Here is an 18,341-nt window from a genome sequence, read left to right on the forward strand (position 1 = left end):
GCGGTCATTCAAGAAAAAAGTTGCGTAAATTGCAATGCTCGATTCATAGCATTTCCCACCAGACTTCAGGCATTTCGCGGTCCGGAGATTTGCGGCTCTGCTGGGCCATGTCGTGGCGTCGGCGAGCGCACTTCAGGAATCCAAATGTCAAGGCGCGCAAAAGATTGTTTTTTGTGTTATTAACTGTGGATGTTTCAAATGCCGGGGGAACTCTATGGAACCGACTGAGCAAACTGTGGACAACGGCGTCAACGTTGGCGCACTTCTCGAAGCACGTGAAGCACTGACTGCCACGCCGGAAGCCGCAAGGTTCAAGTGGCGCGCCGACTGCGAATGGAAGAATGGCACGCACAGCCACTCAAGCGTCGAAAGCTTCTTCGGCCTCGGCGAAGAGCAGCGGCACCGCAAGGTGTTTACATTCAATTCGGATCATCCGGAGCTGTTCGCCTCCGAGGACCATGGAGCGACACCGGTTGAGTACGTGCTGGTGGGACTTGCCAGTTGCCTGACTGCAGGCGTAGCCGCGGTTGCGCAACACCGAGGAATCCAGCTGCGCTCGGTGAAGGCGGCACTTGAAGGTGACATGGATGTGCAGGGTATTCTCGGGATCGATTCCGATGTCCGAAATGGCTTTGACGGCATCAATGTGATTTATCAAATCGATGCCGACGCAAGCCGTGAGGATATCGAGGCGCTGGTGGCGCAATCGCAAAAGCGCTCGGCAGTCTTCGACATCATCACGAATCCGACGAATGTCTCGGTGACTGTGAAGTAGAGGGCCGGGCTTTAGAAGCATTCGATGTCTGATCGCCTGACCACAGTCGTCGTGATCGGCGCCGGCCACGCCGGGCTTGCCATGAGCCGATGCGTCGCCGAGCGCGGTATCGATCACGTTGTTCTTGAACGCGGCGAGGTGGCGAATTCTTGGCGAACCGAACGCTGGGATTCGCTTCGTCTGCTGACGCCGAACTGGTGCAGCCGGCTGCCCGGTTACGCATATGGCGGCGACGATCCCGACGGTTACATGAACATGGCTCAGGTGATCGACTTCATTGGCGAGTATGCCACTGTAATCTCGGCCCCGGTGGAGACGGGTACGACGGTAACCTCAGTTCGGGAGGCAGACCCCGGCTTTCGGGTCGAGACCGATCGCGGGGCCTGGCACTGTCGCGCCGTTGTCCTGGCTTCGGGCGCCTGTAACATTCCGGCTGTTCCGAAGCTGGCAGGTGACCTTCCCAATGATATCCTGTCGATCGACACCAAGACTTACCGCAGACCTTCAGACCTGCCGGACGGGGCTGTCATGGTGGTCGGCGGATCGGCGACCGGCACACAGCTTGCCCGCGAGATTCACCGTTCCGGGCGGCCCGTGGTCCTTTCAACTGGCGAACATGTACGTCTGCCACGGGTCTATCGGGGCCGTGATATTCTGTGGTGGATGGATGCCTGCGGGCTGCAGGACGAGACCTATTTCGAGGTCGAGGATCTCGAACGCGCGCGCACCGTGCCCTCGCTGCAATTGACGGGCACAGACACGCGCGACACGTTGGATCTGAATGCGCTGACGGATGAAGGGGTCAGGCTGGTTGGCAAGCTTGCAGGCCTGCGCGACGGCTCAGCGCTGTTCTCCGGTTCGCTTAATAACGTCTGTGCGTTGGCCGATCTCAAGATGAACCGGCTTCTCACGACCGTTGATGAATGGGCCACCGAAGCAGGACTGGACAGCACGATGCCCGATCCGCACCGGTTCGAGGCAACCCGCGTACCGAATCGTCCGCCGCTAACCATGAAACTGCGTGCCGAGGGGATCCGCTCGATCGTCTGGGCGACAGGCTACCGCCCCGACTATTCCTGGCTGCATGTCCCTGTCTTCGACCGCAAGGGCCGGGTCCGACACAACGGTGGCGTGGTTGATTGGCCGGGAATGTACCTGATGGGAATGCAGTTTCTGCGCCGACGTAAGTCCTCGCTGATCGATGGGGCCGGGGAAGATGCGTACGATCTGGCTGCCCATTTGGCAGACTGGCTGGACGGGCGCGTGCAATCGGCCTGAGCGCTATTCCGGAAGACCAGCCAGGTGAAGGCTGTCAATCAACTCGTCGACGAGTTTCGGGTCAACGAACATAGGGTTCTTGCGAACGGCACTGAGCGAATAGCGGGGGATATCGGCCAGAAGTTGGTCGATGGCGCGCTTCGCCTCATCCATCCGACCGAGCCGGGCGTTCGCGCAGGCCAGAGTGACCAGCGCTCCGAATAATCCGGGGTCGCTTTGCAGTCCCCGGTTCGAGAGATCGATGGCCTTTTCGTATTCGCCACGGAAGAAATAACCGTGACCAATCGCATCGAGCAACCAGCTACCCCGGAAGTCCCGTGGCGTGCTTTTGAGCGCCGTCTGACAAGCCTTGATGCCCTCTTCGAGTTCGCCGCACATGATCAACGAATGTCCGAGTACGGCGTGGCCCTCGGCATAGTAAGGATTAAGCTCGATCGCGCGCCGGGCAGAGGTCACGGCGTCCTTCGCCTTGCCAGTGTACATCAGTACACAGCCAAGCGCCTGGTTCGCTTCGGGGCTTGCCGGTGCCATCCGAATGGCTCTGTTGGCGAGGTCCAGTGCCCGGCGGAAACCCTCTCGCGCCGGCCGCGTCCAGCCATGAGTTGCCATCTGCCCATGGCAGAGTGCCAACAGTCCATAGGACATAACGAAATCCGGCTCCAGTTCGATCGCCTTGTCGAGGTGTGTGATCGCCTCCTCCAGCGCCGGCTTGGTCATTGAGAAATAGCCGCGCAGTGCCAGCAGATAGCGGTCCCATGCGGTGTGGTCCTGGTTTTGCTTCAGCAAGACATTCGATACTTCAGCTTGCATTATTTCCGGTCCGAGCGTCGACGCGATACGCGTAACGACATCGTCCTGAGCCTCGAACGGATCTGCCATGTCTGCATCCAGCATGTCGGCCCACACGTGGCCCTGACGCTCTGTCTCGATCAACTGGACGTTCACCCGCGCCCTCTTGTCGGCCGAGCGAACGCTGCCTTCGAGCACATAGCGAACGCCAAGTTCCCGTCCGACGCGCTTCACGTCAACGGGCTGGCCCTGATATCGGAAGGCGGCATTGCGCGCAGCCACAAACAACCAGTCAAAACGCGACAGCCCGGTCGTCAGATCCTCGCTGACACCATCGCAAAAATATCGCTGATCGGAATCGCCCGACAGATTGTCTAATGGCAAGATTGCGATCGACGGTCGGACCGTCACGGCCGACGCCGCAGTCGCAAACGGCATCGTGATGCCTCCGGCTGGCTTCACCTGATAGACCCGGACCGGCTCGGCGATGTTTTTGACAGTCTGTTCACCGAGGTCTTCGAATTTGACGTCGACTTTGCTCTTGACCTGGTCGTAGACCGAACCGGCGATGCATATGCCGCCCGGATCTGCGATTGCCTCAAGCCGGGCCGCGATATTGACGCCGTCGCCGAAGATGTCGCCGCGATCGATGATGATGTCGCCCAGATTGATGCCGATGCGAACCAAGATGGCCTTGGCCTGGGGCAGATCGGCATTGCGTCTTGAAAATCCCGCCTGGATATCAATTCCGCACTCAACGGCATCGACGACGCTTTGGAACTCGACGAGCGCGCCATCTCCCATCAGCTTGACAACGCGCCCACTGTGGCCTGACACCGAGGGATCCAGGATAGACTTCTGGCAGTCCAGCAGGGCGGCATATGTTTCAACTTCATCCGCCGCCATTAGTCGGCCGTAACCAACGACGTCGACCGCAAGAATCGCCGATAGCCTTCTTCGAACTCGTTCCTGAGACATCCAACCGCGCCATAGCTGTTCGAACCACAATAATCTGGAGATCGACTGGATGCCAACCAATCATTCCAAGCCTGTCTGATGGTTCACTCTGGAAATTCGCGAGGAACATACAGAATCTGCAAAAGCAATTTGTAACTTCTGAAGCCATCGCCGCCGTGCTCAATGTACGACGACGGCTTTGTCCGCATAGCAGTCGTTCACGCCAGATGCAGCGTACGAGTGCACCGAGCCCAACGCAGACCAGCGCCAAAATCCATAATTTTCTCGCACCGGCGATAGCTTCAAACGTCGGTCAGTTTTACCATAGTAGCAGGCTTGTTTTTTGCGCCTCGAAACCTTTTGGCGTCGGAAAAAGCGAGCGCATCCTGGCAACAAGTTCGATCTCACCATCCAGCATCTTTCGGACAGTGTTTAACCAGTTATTGAAAGTTTCAGATTCCCAATGATCCTGGACCGCGGCTTCGTTCCTGAACACTTCGTAGAAATAGAAACGATTTGGGTTTGTTTCATCCACCATAATATGAAACTGAAAGACTTCGGGTTCTTCACTGACAACATTTTGCGCTTGGAAGATGCTGGCGTCCAAAAAGGGCTGCCGATACTCAGGTTTTACGTTGATCACGAAGAACCCACCAAACATTGCATCTTCCATATTTGTCTCCCTCATTGATCTAAAAGCGGCGAAGGTCGCAAAACACACCTGTCCTGCTGAATGGCGTTAACCTACAGCACTGCGATACCCATGAACCTAAGCGGGTATCCTTTCTTTATCTGCTTCACCCCATCCTAGCGCGCGTGCAAGTTCGTGTGACATTGTGGTAAGTGTCTGCCCAATCTTTTCTCGCCTCGAAGGTGTAAACACCCGAAGAGACGCCGTAGCGCCGATTGAAAGCGTCGCACCGACACCAGTTTTAGTCAGCGTTGTTGCGACAGAACTGATTCCGCGCTCGAGCTCTTCAACACATTCGGCATACCCTTTGGCTCGAATGACATCGAGTTCCGCGGCCAGTTCCTTTGGGTCTGTAATCGTGCGATCTGTGTACCGCTTAAGCTGCCCATCCAATCGGTCTAGAGACAGCAGCTCAGGCGACACGGCGGCGATTGCCTTGGCGCAAGAGCACGCGTGCATTGGTCGTTTGCCCATACCTGGATGAAGAAAAGACACGCCCGTCTGCGGTGTCTCCACATGAATAATCTCAACCCAATGGCCCCGTAACCGAGACAAGAAAAACGCAGCGCCGTAGTCATTCGCGGCACCAGAGAGGACAGGCGCAATCACTTGCAAAAGAGCGGGATCAGAGTGATCGCTCAACGTGATACGCTTTAGCCTAATCCCAATCGCGAACTCACCACGGGTTGGTGATTCAAGGAGGCCAGACAAAACAAGGTCTTGAACCAGCCTGTAGGCCGTCGGTTTAGGTATATCGGACTGAGCACAGATATCCGCTACGGACGCACGTCCTTTTTGACCCACGATTTCCAAAATCAGCGCTAATCGTTCGAGATGCATTTTTCTCACTTTATGATAACTAAGTTTTCGATATACGATACAATTTAAGGAATCAAGGGAGGAGCACTCGATGGATGGACAATGCTGTGGACCGGGCTTCAAAAGTCCGCAAGAAGCCATCAAAGCCCCCCGAGAAAAGCTACTCTACACGATCGCCATCTACACCGGGACAGGGATCCAGAAACCTGATTACCTTGCTACAGTGGATGTCGACCCTGACAGCCCGACCTATTCTCAGGTAATACATAGGCTGGAAATGCCGGGGATTGGGGACGAGCTTCACCACATGGGGTGGAACGCCTGTTCGTCCTGTCACGACGACGGCTCGATGTCCCGCAAATACCTGATCTTGCCGGGCGTACGCTCTAACAACCTTCACATCGTTGATACAGCCACTGACCCGCGTGCGCCGCGGTTGCATAAGATCATCGACGGGGCCGAGATCAAGGCCAAGGCAGATTTATCGGGCCCGCATACGGTGCATTGTTTGGGCTCGGAAATCATCATTTCCTTCCTTGGAAATGCCAAGGGTGAGGCTCCTGGAGGCTATCTGCATCTCGACAAAGAGTTCAACATCGTTGGTCGCTGGGAAACCTCGATGGGCGATATCAAATTCGGCTATGACTTCTGGTACCAACCACGCCACAACGTGATGGTCAGTTCAGAATGGGCTGCGCCCAATACCTTCATGCCAGGCTTCGATCTGGAAGAAGTTGGCCATCTGAAATATGGGCGGGAGCTGCATTTTTGGGATTTTGAAAAGCGCGAACCGGTCGAAAGCTTCTATTTGGGTGAAGACGGGCTGTTGCCACTGGAAGTCAAGTTCCACCATGACCCCGACAGCACGCATGGGTTCTGTGGCGCAGCTCTTTCGACCAATGTGATCCATTGGTGGCAAGACGATGCTAAAAAGTGGCAGTGGGAAAAGATCATCGATGTCGAAAACGAGATGCACCCCGAATGGCCGATCCCGTTGCCAGGGGTGATGTCGGCGATCCTGATCTCGATGGACGACAAATACTTGTACCTGAACAACTGGCTGCATGGAGATATGCGCCAGTATGACATCACCGACCCGCATAATCCCAAGCTGACCGGCCAAGTGTTTATGGGGGGCCTTTTGGGTAAAGCTCCGATCGTTAACGGGGTCGAGGTCGCGGGTGGTCCGCAAATGTTCCAGCTCTCTCTCGACGGACGAAGGCTTTATGTCACGACCTCGCTGTTCTCGACTTGGGACAATCAGTTCTATCCCGAGATCCGCGAAAAGGGCGGGGTTATGGTGATGATCGATTGCGACCCTGAAAACGGTGGCATGAAGATCAATAAGGATTTCATTGTGGACTTTGGCGCAGAACCGAATGGTCCATCGCGCTGTCACGAGAGCCGGTATCCGGGCGGTGATTGCACAAGCGACATCTGGCTATGACTACGTATACCGTGACGATCGCGAACAGAGATGGCGCGCAATATTGTGTGGATGCGCGGCGTCCACTTTTGGAAACGCTGAGAGAACAAGGCGTCGACTTGCCTTTTGGGTGCAAGTATGGCGGCTGCATTACCTGCGCAGCAAAACTAAAGACTGGCGCGATCGATCAACGCCGACAGGTTGCGCTGAATAATCGGCAAATCGCGAACGGCTATGTGATCCTTTGCGTCGCGCGTCCGACATCCGACATCACGCTTGAGATCGGGGTCGAGAGCCATGACAAGCTGTACCGCAATCCGTTTCTCGACCCTCTCAAACCCCACGAACTCAAGGCTGACATTGCGACGCCGAAGGAAGGTTAACCGATGCCCGAAGCAGATATTGACCGCATCTACGATTACGACCCCAAATACCTCGCCGACATCCTGCAGTCGGTTAAAACCATTGCAATGGTGGGGGCTAGCGCGGACAAAACGAAATTTAGCTATGGCGTTCTGCGACAGCTGAGTGAAATCGGCTATGATATTCTACCGGTGAATCCTAACCCGAATGTTTCGGAAATTAGAGGGCTCAAGGTCTACCACTCGCTGGAAGAGATCGACAAAAATGTTGATATGGTTGACGTTTTTCGCCCGAAGGAAGAGTTTTATGCCTTTGCCGAGAAGGCTATCGCAATCGGGGCAAAAGTTCTTTGGGGTCAAATCGGTGTGTACGACGACAAAGCAGCGCAACTCGCCGAAGCGGCGGGCCTTAAAGTCGTGATGAACCGATGCCCCAAGATTGAACTCTTCCGCCCGTTTTGGAAGCCGCGCCTGGACCTAAAGATATGATGGAAATTCGATTGGTAGCGACCTCCTCAGCATCCAATAATGGTGCCAATTGAGATACTGTGCTTACGGAAGAGAAGACACGTAATCCAGCCCGCTTTGCGAAATCCAGGTTCTCTAAACCCAAGAATGGCCGTTTTGTTTATAGAACCAACGGCCACCTTGTCCACGAACCAGATATTTAGGTTACATCCCAGCGCTGCGCAGCGGCGAACGGCAGCTTTGTCCTGCCGCGACCTGGATAAGCGGTTACGACGATTGTTGGATCATACCAGCATTTGTATAAGTAATTGCCGCGTGGGTTGACGCTGAGCCCGACCATCTAAATGGAGGACGAAACATGGGCAGCCGTTTAGCAGTGATCATCGTAGCGGACATTGTCGGTTATTCCGGGATGATGGCCCGCGACGAAAAGTCAGGGATAGCGACAGTCAAAGAGATCAACGACGCCAAGCTGGTTCCGATCTGCGATCGCCATGGGGGCGAAATCCTCAAGCGTTTGGGCGACGGATGGATCATTGCATTCGGGTCGATCATGGCGGCTCTGGAATGTGCCACTGAGATACAGAGTAAGCTGGCCAAACAACCAATGAAAAAGTTACGTATCGGCGGCCATTTGGGTGAAATTACCGAGGATGAAGACGAATTTTATGGCACCGGGATCAACCTTGCGGCCCGGCTCGAGGCCGAGGCACCACCTGGCGGCATCATGATTTCGCAAGACCTCTTTCGACAGCTTAGCGGCAGTCTGGCAGCACAATTCGAAAGCGCGGGGCTGCTCGAGTTAAAAAACATTCCCGACCCGGTCGAGGGTTTTTTTACTGGTCGCCTAAGACAAAGGTCGCACCGGAAGAGGATAAGCGCCCCGTCATCGTCGTGGTGAAGATAGAGTTCGGGCCAAATGACGAAGAAACCAAGGCCGCAGCGCTGGAGTTGCGTGACCAGCTCTTGATGAACCTGTCGAAACGCACCGGTATTCGGGTTGTGGACGCGCTCACGGCGATGACGCTTGACCCAACCTATTTTCTGCGCGGCAGACTGCGGATGGCGGCGGGCAAAGCGCGGCTGAGTATATCTCTGGTGCTGTCTGAAACCGGCGAGCCTTCTTTCTCGCAGAACTATCAAGGTGAAACTGCGGACATCTTTGCGTTCTTCGACGAAACGGCTGCACAAGTAAACGCGGATATCCGCAACCACCTGAACAATTTTGATGCCGAGCGTGTGAAACATATGCCGATCGAGGAAATGGGCATATCCGACCTTCTGGCACGCGTCGCGAGCACCGGTCAGTCAGGCAAACACAAAGAATGGCTCGACGCCAGGAAATATCTGGACCGGGCGCTGGAACTGAACCCGGACCATCCGATGGTTCTGGCGATGTCGTCTATGGGGGATATCCTGTTTGCCCGAACGAGGTTCGAGGAAATTGAACCCTGCAAAGCCGAATTGCTGGAAAGCGCATTGAACCTCGCGTTGGTCTCAATGCCCAAAAGCGATTACCTGTTTGCCGTTCGCGGTATGTGCTATTTGTTCGGCAAAAAGGATTTCAAAAGCGCCAAGCGCGACTGCCATCACTCGCTGAAGCTCAACCCGACCTATTATTTTGGCCGCTTAATCCTCTCCATGGTTGAGATCGCGGAAGGCAAATTCGACGATGCTCTTGCAACGTTGGAGCAGGTGGAGGGGTTGGCAACCGAGAAGTCCTATGAACCAATGCGGCAGGTCAATCTCGCGGTCTGCCTGTATTGTTCCGGCGACTTTCAGGGCTGTGCCAATGCTCTGGACAGCGTTATCCAGCTTCAGCCCGGCTTCTGGACGCTCCATCGGTTCAAGGCAATCGTACTGAGAAAACTTGGCGACACTGACGCCGCCGCAGCAAACGACGCCGTTGCCGATGCTCTGTCAAAAGAACCGACGATGTTCTTTCTCAAGCCGTTGCTGCGAGCCGAGCGCGCCGCCCTGCTGGAAGCTCTCGTCCCAACAGAAGGTTTCTAGTCGTGGGAAATGCGGTGGCAGGCAGCTGCCTCAAAAACGGAAGCCACCCTGACCTGGCCTTATTTCATGTCGGCTCTGTCCGCTCAGCGGTCATTAGAGAAAATTCTGCGAACGGCTGCTCTGAGCCCAAAGCTGCCTTTCAACAAGTGTCGAAAATGCTGCGTTGCAGCCAAGCGAACCCGCCGTTTGCAGTGTGTGCAGAAAACTATCACGTGGGATCCAAAAATCGCTTTGAGTTTGCGTAAGCAACTTGGCATCGTCACATTGAGACCAGGTTTACCCAAAAATATTGGGAGAGAATTCAATGAAACGCCTGTTCCCGTCTTTGCCGGACAACGCAACACTTGGTAGTGTCTATCAAGCTTTTCCCGATAAGCTTTCTCCACTTTGTGCGTACGAAAGCCTGGTTATGAGGGGAAAGAGCGATCTGTCGGTCGCCGAACGTGAATTAATCGCAGCCTATGTCTCGGGCTTGAATGCTTGCGCGTATTGCCATGGGGCGCACATCGTTTTTGCCAAGGCATACGGTATTGAGGTCGAGACAATTGAGTCGCTGATGGAGGACCGCGATACGGCACCAGTCGAGGATCAGCTTAAACCTTTATTGGCATATGTCGAAAAGCTCACTGTCTCGCCATCGCAAATGACTGAATCAGACGCAAAAGCGGTGTATGACGCAGGCTGGTCGGAGAGTGCATTGTTTGATGCCATCCAAGTTTGCGGCGTGTTCAATCTGGTGAACCGATTTATAGAAGGAACAGGTGTCCAAAGCCCTGGCAACGATCCAAGACAAGCCGATGAGGCCACTTTGGAACGATGCCGCAGCGAAACCTTCTACACTGATTTCGGACGGGAGAACGGCCTCGATATCTCTTGATTTGTAGTTGTGCCAGACCGCAGAGCAGAGATTGAACGGAAGTGACATAGTGTGTGCACCGAGCCCAAAGCTGACGTTACTTATCCCGGCCATGCAAAAGTCTGCGATGACCTCATAAGTGCATCAAGTGCAGGCGAATGTTTTCGGCCGGGAACTGTAAAGGCCGCGATAGTTCTTGAAACTTCTGGCTCAACAAGCGGGCGCTGCATCAAGCCCGGTAGAGTAACCGAGTACTCAGGCATAAAGGCAAAACCAATGCCCGCAGCAACCATTGCTTGTACCCAATCTTCTCGCTCAGACCTGAAGCGAGCGTACAGCTCAACGCCTTTTGACTGACAAACCGACATTACCATCTCGCGCAACTCACAGGCCAAGCGGTCAACGTAGTTTTCTTGTGATAAGTCTTGGAGCGAAACTGAGTTGAGTTGTCCAAGGCGGTGTTCCGGCGGGAAAACAACCACATATCTTTCGTCGTAGAGTGGTCTAGTCCTGAACTCCTCTTCAAGCTCTTCAGTCAGGGTCATTAAAGCAACATCGATATCGCCATCGGCAAGTTTTTTCTTTAGGTCCGACACGCTTGCTTCGTTGACAGACAACTCCAATCCGCTGTGGTTTTTCTCGAATTGAGCTAAAAAGCGAGCAAGGCGAACGTGCCCAATTGTTGATAGGACACCCAAGCGCAGCGGTACTTTTTCCAGCAAACGAAAATTCTGAGCCAGCGCTTGTGTAGCTGCTGCTTCGTCGACGATGTGCTGTAGATGCGGCAGCATAGACTTCCCAAAGTCGCTAACCAGTATTTTCCTACCTTCCCGATGGAAAACCTGTGCGCCCAGTTCGGTTTCTAGTGACTTGACGCCCTTGGTAAGCGCTGGTTGGCTCACATTGCATTCTGCAGCAGCTTTGGTGAAATTCAGATGCTTTGCGGCAGATAAGACATATCTAATCTGAGACATCTCCATGTTGGGGCACCTCGTCACTGAAAGCTAATAACAATCATGACGCAGGATACACCGTTTTATCCAAACCTGGAGTTATTAAGTCATAAGGTATTGATAGTTCCCCGAGCCACCGCTCCGTGATGCAATAGGCGCACTAGTTTTGACTATTCGGAAAGGGAGCGAAATGTCTGTTTTTATGGTCGAAAGAAACCTTAAGGGTATCAGCATGGATGACTTGGGTGCAGCTCAAAAAGCCGCGATAGCAACAGCACAGAAAATGACAGCAGAAGGCGACAAGATCAGCTATGTTCGTTCAACATTTGCTCCCGAAGACGGGCGCTGCATGTGCTTGTTTGATGGTGAAAGCGCCGATCAAGTTCGTCGATTGAACGATACCGCTGGGCTTCCTTACGAAAAGGTCGTAGCCGCAATGGACCTTACCCCGTAACGGCTTGTAATATTGATTGCTTTTTGGGCCCTGAGTATATGCTCATGGGCCCTTGGCAATGGTTGAGCAGCTCGGCAGGGAGGTGCAGGTTCGTCCAGCAGATACTTGGTACACCGAGTTTTGCGGAAGCGCAGCATCATCTCCAATGCAGACTAGAACTCATCTCGTTTTAGCTTCTTCGAAAGACTAGCTCAGGCTCCCTGGAGTTCTGCTTACACAATGCGACCACAGACTGCCGGATGGATCACTTGGTCAACCTGCGCGACTGTTTGCATTGGACGCTGCAGTACAGAAGGGAACTCGGGCTAAGGCCTGCCCTCGCCATCCCAATACTCTTGATCAGGCCTTTGATATCCAGCCCCTTGATAGCTGTCATAGCTGCACACCCTCACAACAATAATTACAAAGAGTGCTATGAGGATTGCCCTGGCAGTTGGGGTTTGGAGCAAGTACTTCATTATTCATTTTTAATTTTGCGAGAGTGAAATGGCAAAGAAGTCCTGCGCCCCTTCATTCAGACCGCCAGTAGAACCGAACTAGACGAACGCGAAATTACACTGCTGAACAACGCGCTGAAGGTTTGCGAGGTGGCTTGGATATCGCTTGTTAGGCAACACCTGCTGATGACGGTGTTAACGGCGGCTTCGTCCACTTAGCAGACTCTAAAGGACTTGATCTGTTCGACCAGGAATGACAATTCAATACGTAACCAGTCTCACGTGGAAAATGTCAGATGAAAAATCTTCTTCTAACGTGCTGCTTTGGATTTGTTTTTCTTGGGTTCACCTCGCTTCCGTCGGCTGCCCAGCCTCGGTTAGGCTGGGCGTATCAGGTTGATGGGCTTGCCGCGTTTCAAGGGGATGCGGATTTGAGTGACGGCGGCAAGTTCTCTGCAAGTCGAGCGTTTCTACGTGCCACCGCACTTTACAATCTAGAAGGCGGAAGCTCCGTTGGGCTTTCCACCAGTTTTGGCAAGCTGGACTATAAATTCAGCCAATCGAACAACCAGCCATGGGAAAACATACGTGACCTTCGCGTAGCTGTTCCTGTTCGGTTTCGTGTGGGGGATACAACAACGGTTTTTGTATCGCCACAGATCAGGTGGGACTACCAAAGCGGGTCCTCCTCATCTGACGGTAGAACCTACGGTGTTTTTGCAGGTATTGCATGGCAACTGAACGAGCGCCTAACGATAGGCCCAGCCTTTGGTGCGTTTTCTGAATTTGACGAAAGCGGTACTGATTTTTTTCCGGCTCTGCTTATCGACTGGGACATAAATGACCGCTGGAAATTGAACACCGGCTCTGGTGTCGGAGCAACGCAAGGTCCCGGTTTGTCGCTGAGCTACGCTCTAAATGAGGCTATCGACCTTTCGTTGACCGCACGCTCAGAGAGGATCCGTTTCAGGCTGGATGGGGATGGCCTCGCCCCGGATGGGGTGGGTGAAGATAAGAGTATTCCTGTGGTTCTTTCTCTTGGGTACAATCCGAATCCTGGAGTTTCATTGAGCGTATTTGCGGGAGCAGAATTTGATGGCCGCCTGACGTTAGATGATGCGAATGGAGTAGAAATCAGTCAGCAAAGCTATGACACTGCGCCGTTGGTTGGGCTGGCGTTTAGGGTCAGGTTCTAATCGCGGCATTGAGCCTGTTTGCCAGATGTGTGCGGAGGTTTTTTCGCGGCTGAGTTCATACTTCTGCTTTGTCCGCACGGCGGTCATTGATGCGCTGCTTAGCGAACGACTGCTCCGAGCCCAAACCAAAAAAATGTCACGCGGCAAATGATTGGCCACTTTTAAAGATTCGAGTTTACGTCTCCCAGACTTTCGCGAGTGTATCTTCGTCGATGTTCACGATTTGGTTTGCATTAGGAAACCCTCCGTTCGTGACGTCTGCGAATTTTTCACGGTAGGCGGCGACACGTTCATCTTGTAGCCTGTCCCGCTCTCCTGCGAAGCTACGGTAGGTTTTGGCATGGCGCGGGATATAGCCGCGGTTTTCGCCCAACAAATTAGCCGAGAACAGATATTGCGCGTCGCATCCACCGCCTGACCGCAGCGAGACCGTCGGCATAGATGTGCGATTGGTGATCTCGATTGCAAGACCTGCGGCCACGAACTCCATCTCTACGGCGAACGCACCGGCGTTCTCGAACTCCTGAACTTGCGTCCGGATCATCTTGGCTTGTTCCAGCGTCTTGCCCACCGCCTTGAACCCGCCCGTCCAAGCTGCCTTGGGCGGGCAAGACCCACGTTGCAAATGGCAGGAACACCGTGATGGGCAAGCGCCTCCACGACCCATGGGTTGTAGCCGCAATAGACAGATTGAGCGCCTGCCATCATTGCGGCCATGGCATCGCGCAACGCCTCTGTTACGTCTGCGGGTATGCCCCATGGTAGGCCAAACTGGAAATGCGTGTCGGGCACAGCTTTGGCAGAATGGCCCTGCTCTGGTACAAAGGCTGAGCCGACTATGTCTATACCCGCTTCGCGCGCCGCAATCGCTTCTTTTTCGCGGGCGACCTGCACGTAGTTGATTGTGCGTTTGCCTTTGGCCTCCAGCAAGTCCTTGACTGTCATGCCACCCAATTCATTTGGCCCCGTTGGTAAATTTCTTGCGCTGCTCGCGGATTTTCGCGTCAGATTCTACGGTGCCATCATGGAATGAACCGAACCACTTGTCCCAAGGCAATTCGAGCGAGCCATAGTTACACTCAAAATAACGATGGTGCATCTGGTGATGGAATGTTCCCAACTTCAAGCGGTTCTTGTCCTTGATCATCATGCCTTCAAAGCCCGTATGCGTCGTCGCAGCCGTCAGCGCGTAATATTGCAGGTGGAACAGAATGTGCAGCGGGTGTGCCGCAACAATAAAATGGATCAGCACCGACCCAAGAAAGATCAAATGTTCTACCGGATGCATCGCCATGCCCGACCAAGGCCCTACGTTGATGTTGCGATGGTGCAGTGCATGCACGTGTTTGTAGAAGAACGGGATGTGCAGGAAGCGGTGAATCCAATAGAAATAGAAACTTTCCCAAACGGGGATCAGCAGAAATAGAGCGATGAACCAGATGGGGTTCGCTGCCCATGTCAGCATCGGTGCATAACCGTTGGCCATCGCCCAGAACATCAGCACCTCATAGAACGTCCAAACTGTGACGCCACTGGCGATGGTCCAGAACATGTTGTCGCGGATTTGCCCGCCCAGCGTGAACTGTCGCCCGTTTTTCATCAGGGGACGCGGGTCGTATTTCAACTCCTGGCCCTGTTTGGTGAAGGTATAGAAATAGAGGTGAAGCCCTCCGGCGACGAGTGTCATCAATGCGACGTTACGGATGAACATCTCGGCAATCCAACCGAACGCCAGCGTTTGCGTTTCGGCTAAGGGGGGGTGGAACCAATAGAACGAAATGCAGGCAATCGCGACGACGATTAATCGTTCGGTGAGGAAGAACCAAGAGTTCCAGAACCATGCGACCATCGCCATTGGGCGCGGGGGCCAGCTAAAGAATGGCGACACTTGCAGCGGGACATTTGGCGTGTGGTTCCAGCCTTTGAGTGGTGCGCCAGACATCAATGGTCTCCTAGAAAAGCAGCGCATTTACGTTGGCATGATTTGTTTCACCGGAAAAATAGTATTAAAAGACAAACATCATCATAAATTCAGAGATAAAGATGCCGCTAACCCTTAAGGCCATGGAATATTTCACAACCGCGCTGCGTCATGGCAACATTGCCAAAGCGGCGGCGGAACTGAACATTGCTGCCTCTGCAGTATCCAGCGCGATTGATCAGGTCGAGGCAGAATTTGATCTGACACTTGTGATCCGCCAACGCGCGCGTGGTATTCAGCCGAACGCAGCGGGACGCGACGTGGCGCGGAAATGCGAGCATTTGTTGGAAGACTACCGGTCACTTCTGATTGAGGGCGCGGAGTTGAAGCAATCGCATAGTGGAACGCTTAGGGTAGGCTACTATGCTCCCATCGCCCCAGCGTTTCTACCGCAGATTTTTGATACGTTCTTGTCTCACCGCACAGGTGTCACGCTCGAATTGCAAGAATGTAACAATGATGAAGTACAGGACGGGCTGCTCTATGGGACATACGATGCCATTTTGTTTGTCGCAGAGGGTGTAAGGCCCTCCATCGAATTTACCCCCCTCATCACAGCACCGCCGTACTGCTTGCTGCCACAGTCCCATCCATTGGCGGACCAAGATGCAGTCACGATGGCTCAGATTTCAAAGGAACCTTTGGTTGTGCTGAACCGCCCCTTGGCCGCTTCCTATTACAAAGGTCTGTTTCAATCCCGCACAAGGCAAGTGCCAATCGCGGCCTACGCGAACTCGACCGAAATGGTACGCAGTCTTGTGGCAGCGGGGAGGGGATGCGCAATCCTAAATATGCTGCCTTTAACGTCCGAGACGTATGTTGGTGCGCCTGTCGTCGCGCGCCCGATTTCAGATACTTTGCCGCCACTAACGCTGGCCCTCGGCTACGACAGTGCGCGTCCAAGACGGATCGTTCAAGAATTCGCTCAAGCTTGCCGAGATTACTTCTCTGAATCCGGGTCAACACAATGCGTTGTCTTGAGCTAGTCCTAGACAGGCGACCATTGGGGCGCATGCAGCGAAATGACGTAGTGTCCGCAAAGTAGACGTTCAAGCAAGGTGCAGCGAACGACCGCATTGAGCCCTGAACGGTCTTTCAAAACTGGAAATTAACACCTCAGCCACCGTGGCTCGCTGCGACCGATTTTATGTTAAAGTAAGCAGGCATCAATTGGAGATTGTTGGCTCGGAGCAACGGAGATGGAACGCAAATTAGCGGCCATTCTGGCCACCGATATAGTCGGTTTCGCGGGATTGGTATCACGCGATGAAAGCGGAACATTAGCTAAGTTGGTTCGACTAGAACGTGAAATCATCGGCATGCAGGTGGAAGCAAACCGGGGTCGTGTTTTTAAGTCTACCGGCGATGGGTTTTTGGCTGAGTTCTCGAGTGTCTTTGAGGCGGTCAATTGTGCAATTAACATTCAAAGAGCCTGCGCACGCGAAGCACGCCGGTCGAACAGTGACGACCCTCTCATCTTACGCGTCGGCGTTTCTCTCGGTGATGTCGTTGTACACGGCGACGATATTCTCGGAGACGGCGTAAATACTGCGGCACGGCTTGAAGCAATAGCGGAACCAGGTGGAATCGCGGTTTCAGGAGAAGTAATGGCGCAAATAGCGGGCAAGATAGATCTTCCGCTGGCGGATTGCGGTCACAAAAGACTCAAGAGAACTGATAGTCCAATACATGTCTACATGACCGTTTCAGAACCCGGAGAAGAGGGAGGTTTTCTGGATTTTGATGAAGATGAATTGGCCAAAACCTTAATAACTGGTGGCTGCATCTGTGGGTTGGTACGGTATGAAATAAACGCGCCTGCCATAAGCACCGGGTATTGCCATTGTAGTTGTTGCAGAAAATTTTCTGGTTCAGCAGTTAATGCATGGGCGGCTTTTCCCGCTTCTGCTGTTCGATTTCTCACCGAGGAACCTCGATACTTCGCAACTACGCCGATAGCAAATCGTGGCTTTTGTGCCAGATGCGGGGCAAGCCTAACTTATAAGCTCGTAAAGCCACGAGAAACGGCCTATCTGGTCCTGCATACTTCGAGCCTCGACCAACCGGAAAACTTTGCTCCTTCAGTCCACTCCGGAATAGAAAGCAAAATGCCTTGGTTTGATATTTTGGATGATTTGCCGCGGACAAGATCTTCAGACTCCAGAGTTTTGCAAGAAGCATGGTCAAGTGTCGGTCTACCAGACCCTGAAACTTGGGGACCTTTGGCTAAGCCGCCTGATGTTTTTTAGTGATCGAGCGATTTCTGCTTTATCCCGCATGGCGGTCATTCAACGCAAATAATCCAAAGTCTGGTATCCGGAGGAGCGGCCGTTCGCGCCTAAACCTTCGGAACCCGTTTTGAGATGACGGACGGCTGCTGCCGTTCGTGAAACCGTCAGATGTCGATCTTCTCCGCGATGCTCAACGCGTCGTCGAGTTCGACCCCAAGGTACCTGAACTTGTAAACGCGGCGTGTGACGGCTCGGTTGGCAATATAGTGGATGTAAAGAACGCGTCTTGGACAAATGACATTGGCCAGGCAATTCTCGCCGGATATTGGGAAGACCCGGACTACGACCCGACGCAAAGCGCGTTCTGCTACGTGAGAGTGTTGGCAATACCGACACCGCGGTGAACGACATACGATGCAAAGGTGTTCGGAACGCAGATCCCTAACGAAGCCCCGCATTCGCTACAGGAACGAGCTAACCTATAGCCAATATGGTACATACCTCGCAGATGATTTTTTGATAATCCAATACGGCCATTCGCATAGTTTGCTTCGGGCTCAAAGCGGCTGTTTGAAGCAATCCGCGTGAGAGTCTGCTATCGTATTTGACCAACGTCCTATCACTTGACATCGAGTTGTGTGTGGTAGGTATCGTG

At 53.6% G+C, this 18,341-nt stretch carries 20 protein-coding genes; 13 read left to right on the plus strand and 7 right to left on the minus strand.

Annotated features, from left to right (window positions below):
- Positions 1-214 precede the first annotated feature (214 nt).
- Both GOV79_RS09540 and GOV79_RS09545 read left to right on the plus strand, forming a co-directional pair.
- Positions 215-775, plus strand: a complete 561-nt coding sequence (locus GOV79_RS09540) for an OsmC family protein (RefSeq protein ID WP_170789609.1) — start codon at positions 215-217, stop codon at positions 773-775.
- Positions 776-799: 24 nt separating this feature from the next.
- On the plus strand, positions 800-2,053 hold the full coding sequence (locus tag GOV79_RS09545) for an NAD(P)-binding domain-containing protein (protein WP_170789610.1): 1,254 nt from the start codon (positions 800-802) through the stop codon (positions 2,051-2,053).
- A 3-nt stretch (positions 2,054-2,056) separates the two neighbouring features.
- Here GOV79_RS09545 and GOV79_RS09550 read toward each other — a convergent pair whose 3' ends face one another.
- From GOV79_RS09550 to GOV79_RS09560, 3 genes are all read right to left on the minus strand, one after another.
- Positions 2,057-3,820, minus strand: a complete 1,764-nt coding sequence (locus tag GOV79_RS09550; protein WP_170789611.1) for an adenylate/guanylate cyclase domain-containing protein — start codon at positions 3,818-3,820, stop codon at positions 2,057-2,059.
- A 298-nt stretch (positions 3,821-4,118) separates the two neighbouring features.
- Positions 4,119-4,472 carry a putative quinol monooxygenase gene (locus GOV79_RS09555; protein ID WP_170789612.1) on the minus strand — a complete coding sequence of 118 codons (354 nt, stop codon included), beginning with the start codon at positions 4,470-4,472 and terminating at the stop codon, positions 4,119-4,121.
- 96 nt (positions 4,473-4,568) lie between these two features.
- Complete coding sequence (locus GOV79_RS09560; RefSeq protein ID WP_170789613.1) at positions 4,569-5,330, minus strand: IclR family transcriptional regulator; 762 nt, start codon at positions 5,328-5,330, stop codon at positions 4,569-4,571.
- 70 nt (positions 5,331-5,400) lie between these two features.
- On the opposite strand from GOV79_RS09560, the gene GOV79_RS09565 reads away from it, so the two are divergent.
- The 6 genes from GOV79_RS09565 to GOV79_RS09590 all read left to right on the plus strand — a co-directional run bounded on the left by GOV79_RS09565 (position 5,401) and on the right by GOV79_RS09590 (position 10,455).
- Positions 5,401-6,756 (plus strand): selenium-binding family protein, encoded by a 1,356-nt coding sequence (locus GOV79_RS09565; RefSeq protein WP_170789614.1) that lies wholly within the window; start codon positions 5,401-5,403, stop codon positions 6,754-6,756.
- Complete coding sequence (locus tag GOV79_RS09570) at positions 6,753-7,118, plus strand: 2Fe-2S iron-sulfur cluster-binding protein (RefSeq protein WP_170789615.1); 366 nt, start codon at positions 6,753-6,755, stop codon at positions 7,116-7,118. The genes GOV79_RS09565 and GOV79_RS09570 overlap by 4 nt, the downstream gene beginning before the upstream one ends.
- Positions 7,119-7,121: 3 nt before the next feature.
- On the plus strand, positions 7,122-7,586 hold the full coding sequence (locus tag GOV79_RS09575; protein ID WP_170789616.1) for a CoA-binding protein: 465 nt from the start codon (positions 7,122-7,124) through the stop codon (positions 7,584-7,586).
- Between the two features lie 337 nt (positions 7,587-7,923).
- A complete protein-coding gene (locus GOV79_RS09580) occupies positions 7,924-8,466 on the plus strand; it encodes an adenylate/guanylate cyclase domain-containing protein (RefSeq protein WP_170789617.1) in 543 nt (180 codons plus the stop codon).
- Positions 8,460-9,578, plus strand: a complete 1,119-nt coding sequence (locus GOV79_RS09585; RefSeq protein ID WP_170789618.1) for a tetratricopeptide repeat protein — start codon at positions 8,460-8,462, stop codon at positions 9,576-9,578. The genes GOV79_RS09580 and GOV79_RS09585 overlap by 7 nt, the downstream gene beginning before the upstream one ends.
- Positions 9,579-9,882: 304 nt before the next feature.
- Positions 9,883-10,455 (plus strand): carboxymuconolactone decarboxylase family protein, encoded by a 573-nt coding sequence (locus tag GOV79_RS09590; RefSeq protein WP_170773679.1) that lies wholly within the window; start codon positions 9,883-9,885, stop codon positions 10,453-10,455.
- Between the two features lie 80 nt (positions 10,456-10,535).
- On the opposite strand, the gene GOV79_RS09595 is transcribed toward GOV79_RS09590, so the two are convergent.
- Positions 10,536-11,414: a LysR family transcriptional regulator gene (locus GOV79_RS09595; RefSeq protein ID WP_170773677.1), complete on the minus strand. Its 879-nt coding sequence runs from the start codon at positions 11,412-11,414 to the stop codon at positions 10,536-10,538.
- Between the two features lie 163 nt (positions 11,415-11,577).
- Here GOV79_RS09595 and GOV79_RS09600 point away from each other — a divergent pair, with 163 nt between their 5' ends.
- Together GOV79_RS09600 and GOV79_RS09605 are read left to right on the plus strand one after the other, a co-directional pair.
- Positions 11,578-11,841, plus strand: coding sequence for a DUF4242 domain-containing protein (locus GOV79_RS09600; RefSeq protein ID WP_170383447.1), 264 nt, complete (start codon positions 11,578-11,580; stop codon positions 11,839-11,841).
- A gap of 733 nt (positions 11,842-12,574) precedes the next feature.
- A complete protein-coding gene (locus GOV79_RS09605) occupies positions 12,575-13,474 on the plus strand; it encodes a hypothetical protein (RefSeq protein ID WP_170789619.1) in 900 nt (299 codons plus the stop codon).
- 175 nt (positions 13,475-13,649) lie between these two features.
- On the opposite strand, the gene GOV79_RS09610 is transcribed toward GOV79_RS09605, so the two are convergent.
- The 3 genes from GOV79_RS09610 to GOV79_RS09620 are packed head-to-tail and all read right to left on the minus strand — an operon-like array spanning position 13,650 to position 15,416.
- Positions 13,650-14,045, minus strand: a complete 396-nt coding sequence (locus GOV79_RS09610; RefSeq protein WP_331252493.1) for a 3-methyl-2-oxobutanoate hydroxymethyltransferase — start codon at positions 14,043-14,045, stop codon at positions 13,650-13,652.
- Positions 14,015-14,419: a hypothetical protein gene (locus GOV79_RS09615; RefSeq protein ID WP_170789621.1), complete on the minus strand. Its 405-nt coding sequence runs from the start codon at positions 14,417-14,419 to the stop codon at positions 14,015-14,017. The genes GOV79_RS09610 and GOV79_RS09615 overlap by 31 nt, the downstream gene beginning before the upstream one ends.
- Positions 14,420-14,429: 10 nt before the next feature.
- Entirely contained in the window at positions 14,430-15,416 is a 987-nt protein-coding gene (locus GOV79_RS09620) for a sterol desaturase family protein (RefSeq protein WP_170789622.1), read from the minus strand.
- Positions 15,417-15,517: 101 nt separating this feature from the next.
- Here GOV79_RS09620 and GOV79_RS09625 point away from each other — a divergent pair, with 101 nt between their 5' ends.
- From GOV79_RS09625 to GOV79_RS09635, 3 genes are all read left to right on the plus strand, one after another.
- Complete coding sequence (locus GOV79_RS09625) at positions 15,518-16,441, plus strand: LysR family transcriptional regulator (RefSeq protein ID WP_170774024.1); 924 nt, start codon at positions 15,518-15,520, stop codon at positions 16,439-16,441.
- Positions 16,442-16,654: 213 nt separating this feature from the next.
- Positions 16,655-17,704 (plus strand): GFA family protein, encoded by a 1,050-nt coding sequence (locus GOV79_RS09630; RefSeq protein WP_170546192.1) that lies wholly within the window; start codon positions 16,655-16,657, stop codon positions 17,702-17,704.
- 137 nt (positions 17,705-17,841) lie between these two features.
- Positions 17,842-18,090, plus strand: coding sequence for a DUF3604 domain-containing protein (locus GOV79_RS09635; protein ID WP_214648126.1), 249 nt, complete (start codon positions 17,842-17,844; stop codon positions 18,088-18,090).
- Positions 18,091-18,341 lie beyond the last annotated feature (251 nt).

The organism is Ruegeria lacuscaerulensis (assembly GCF_013034745.1).
In the GTDB taxonomy this organism is placed as follows: domain Bacteria; phylum Pseudomonadota; class Alphaproteobacteria; order Rhodobacterales; family Rhodobacteraceae; genus Ruegeria; species Ruegeria lacuscaerulensis_B.